Below are 2,976 nucleotides of genomic sequence, written 5' to 3' on the forward strand. Positions count from 1 at the left end.
AGGTATAGGTATAGGTATAGGTATAGCGGGCAAAGACCTCGCAGCGTGCGCATCTCCTGCGAGTGTCTGGGGCTATTACCTATACCTCCAGCCTGTTGCGGATTTCCTAACCCACATATACCTGCCCACGGGGATAAGGATATCCCCTCCAGCTTGGCTTCGGGATTAAGAAATCCCAAAGAGCGGTTGCTTAAGTAGACGGCGTTGAGAGAATTCCCCCTTCGAAGGGGGTAGGGGGATGACAAGCGTTCCCGATTCCCCTCCTCGGAGGGGCCAGGGGTGGGTTTACATGCCACAGGTATACTTTCTCAATCGCTACAGCGCTTATACCCTTTCCAGCAGTAGTAGCCAAGCTCCCCGCCTGGGGGTAGGAGCCCTCGATAAAGCTAAGGAGGGGTAGGGGTGGTTGGACCCGGAGCTGCAGGGAAAATTCAACCAGACACTCGCAGGAGCTGCGCGCACTGCGAGGTCTTTGCCAGCTATACCTATACCTGCTGCACGATTAAACAGGCCACGACCTGTCCCTACTCCTCATGCTGATTTTATCTAAAACTGCTCTCTGGTCCTGTGATAAACGGCGTCATATCCGGCCAGAGGCGGTCAAATTCCCGGCTGAAATCTTGCACAATACTGAGGTTATCGGTGATGAGGATGTTTTCGTGGTTGTAGAGTGCGGCGCTGCGGGTCCAGTTGTAGCTGCCGGTCAGCACACGCACTTCATCAAAGATGGAGAACTTATGATGCATGTGGTTCGACGTATTGTCTGTTCGTACCTCCAGGCCCATAGCAGCGAGTTCTTTTATGTCTGAACCCATATCGTGTAGCTTCTGGTTATCGGTGATGATCCGGATGCGGATACCACGGCGATGCGCACGGACGATGGCATCCGAAATACGGTTGTCGCTGATCGTAAATACGCAGATATTGATACTTTTCCCTGCCTCGTCTATGCTGTCTATGATGGCGTTGAGGCAGTCGTCGCCCGGGCTGAAGAAGGCGTGGCTGGTAATTTTATGTTTGTGCGGATACATAGAGTGTTTTTAGCTTCTGTAAAGTACTACAGTGCTGGCATACTTGCTCTATTAATTTTATTTTTGCTAACCTTATTAGATTTATGGCAAACTACTATAATATAATTAGCAAAATTTAGTAAATTCGTAGTCAGAAATGGAGCAAAAGCAAAGCCGAAACTGTTACCTTTAGGTATAGCAAAAGCTCTAATCAGATAGCATTCTTATGAGAGAAGATTACCTCACTGGCGAAAATGACTACATGTCGCCAGCTGAAAAAGACATAGACAAGGCACTTCGCCCGCTTAGCTTCCATGACTTTACGGGTCAGGCAAAAGTGGTGGAGAACCTCAAGATATTTGTACAGGCGGCCAAGCGCCGCGGCGAAGCCCTGGACCACGTCCTGCTACACGGACCTCCGGGTTTGGGTAAAACCACGCTGTCGCACATCATTGCGTCCGAGCTGGATGCGGGCATCAAGATGACGTCCGGGCCGGTGCTGGACAAGCCGAGCGACCTGGCTGGTTTGCTCACCAACCTGGACCCGAACGATGTGCTGTTCATTGACGAGATACACCGCCTCAACCCGATCGTGGAAGAGTACCTGTACTCGGCGATGGAAGATTACAAGATCGACATCATGCTCGATTCAGGCCCCAATGCCCGCTCCGTACAACTTAGCCTGAATCCGTTCACGCTGATCGGTGCCACCACGCGTTCCGGCTTGCTCACAGCCCCCTTACGCGCGCGCTTCAGCATCAACAGCCGCCTCGAATATTATGACGCCGAGTTGCTGACTACGATTGTGAAGCGTTCGTCCGCCTTGCTGGGTGCGCCTATACACGAAGATGCCGCCTTTGAGATTGCCCGCCGCAGCCGGGGTACACCGCGTATCGCCAACAACCTGCTGCGCCGTACCCGTGACTTTGCACAGGTAAAAAGCAACGGCACCATCGATGTGGAAATAGCACGCTTCGCCCTGGCTGCCCTGGATGTAGACCACAACGGCCTCGACGACATGGATAAGCGTATCCTTTCCTGCATCATCGACAAGTACAAAGGTGGTCCGGTAGGTATATCTACCATCGCAACCGCTTGTGGCGAGGAAGCCGAAACAATTGAGGAAGTGTACGAACCTTTCCTGATCCAGGAAGGTTACATCAAGCGTACGGCCCGTGGTCGTGAGGCAACAGAAGCTGCATACAAACACCTGGGCAAAATTCCGCCGCAACAGGTAGTAGCCGGTGGCCTCTTTAATCAATCTGAGTAAAAACTGTTTGTGATATAAGTGGAAAAGAGCAGGCTGAAGGCCTGCTTTTTTGTTTTGGGGAGAAGTAAGGTGTAATGAACAAAGTTTGTTAATGTGCATCGAACAAGGCAAGCTGACGTTTTTCCGTTTCTTTCTTATTTCTGTTCTCTCTTCCCTTGCTCGTTTCAATTGTAGTTACTCCGTCATAAGCTCTGTGTACCTCTGTTACAGCAAAGGATGTTACTTGTACTTCTCCAAACTCCGAGAGCTTTCGACGTGTCTCTAGAATGCACGCAATTCTGCTCCCGTTTTTAAAAGATATACCCTTTCGAAACACATCTTCCTTAAACTCCTCATGATTCATGTAGAAATCGATTGTTTCCCCCTTATATATGCCCTTCCACTTAAATGTACCTCTCTTTAGGACAGGAGAAACGATTTCAATATCTGCTTCCTCATCTATAATTGAAGGTAACTTATCTGATTCTAGTATATATTGTCCAAAATCCTCTCTTGAGATTGCTAGGGGTTTTCCTATTTGCTGATCTCTACTATTAAGCCTACTGATTTCTAGCTTTTTTATTTTAGGATAACTTTCTAAAGTTTTATAGAAATTAGATTTATGCCTGGTGATTTTTAGGTTTCTATCAAGGGCAGCCACTACGGTATCTCCATTGATTGTAGTTTGGTTTCTGTTGCTCTCATTAAGTTGCTGTT

General features: G+C 48.8%; 3 protein-coding genes. 1 reads left to right on the forward strand and 2 read right to left on the reverse strand.

Translation table 11 applies throughout. The features are described from left to right. Positions 1 to 542: 542 nt before the first annotated feature. Positions 543 to 1,031, reverse strand: a complete 489-nt coding sequence (locus OB13_RS18800; RefSeq protein WP_461491723.1) for a phospholipase D-like domain-containing protein — start codon at positions 1,029 to 1,031, stop codon at positions 543 to 545. A gap of 205 nt (positions 1,032 to 1,236) precedes the next feature. Between OB13_RS18800 and ruvB the strand changes: the two genes are divergently transcribed. Then, complete coding sequence (ruvB, locus tag OB13_RS18805; RefSeq protein WP_461491724.1) at positions 1,237 to 2,280, forward strand: Holliday junction branch migration DNA helicase RuvB; 1,044 nt, start codon at positions 1,237 to 1,239, stop codon at positions 2,278 to 2,280. A gap of 88 nt (positions 2,281 to 2,368) precedes the next feature. Here ruvB and OB13_RS18810 read toward each other — a convergent pair. Next, on the reverse strand, positions 2,369 to 2,976 hold a 608-nt coding region (locus tag OB13_RS18810), incomplete at its 5' end, for a hypothetical protein (protein WP_461491725.1).

The sequence above is a fragment of the Pontibacter sp. HJ8 genome, assembly GCF_054824225.1.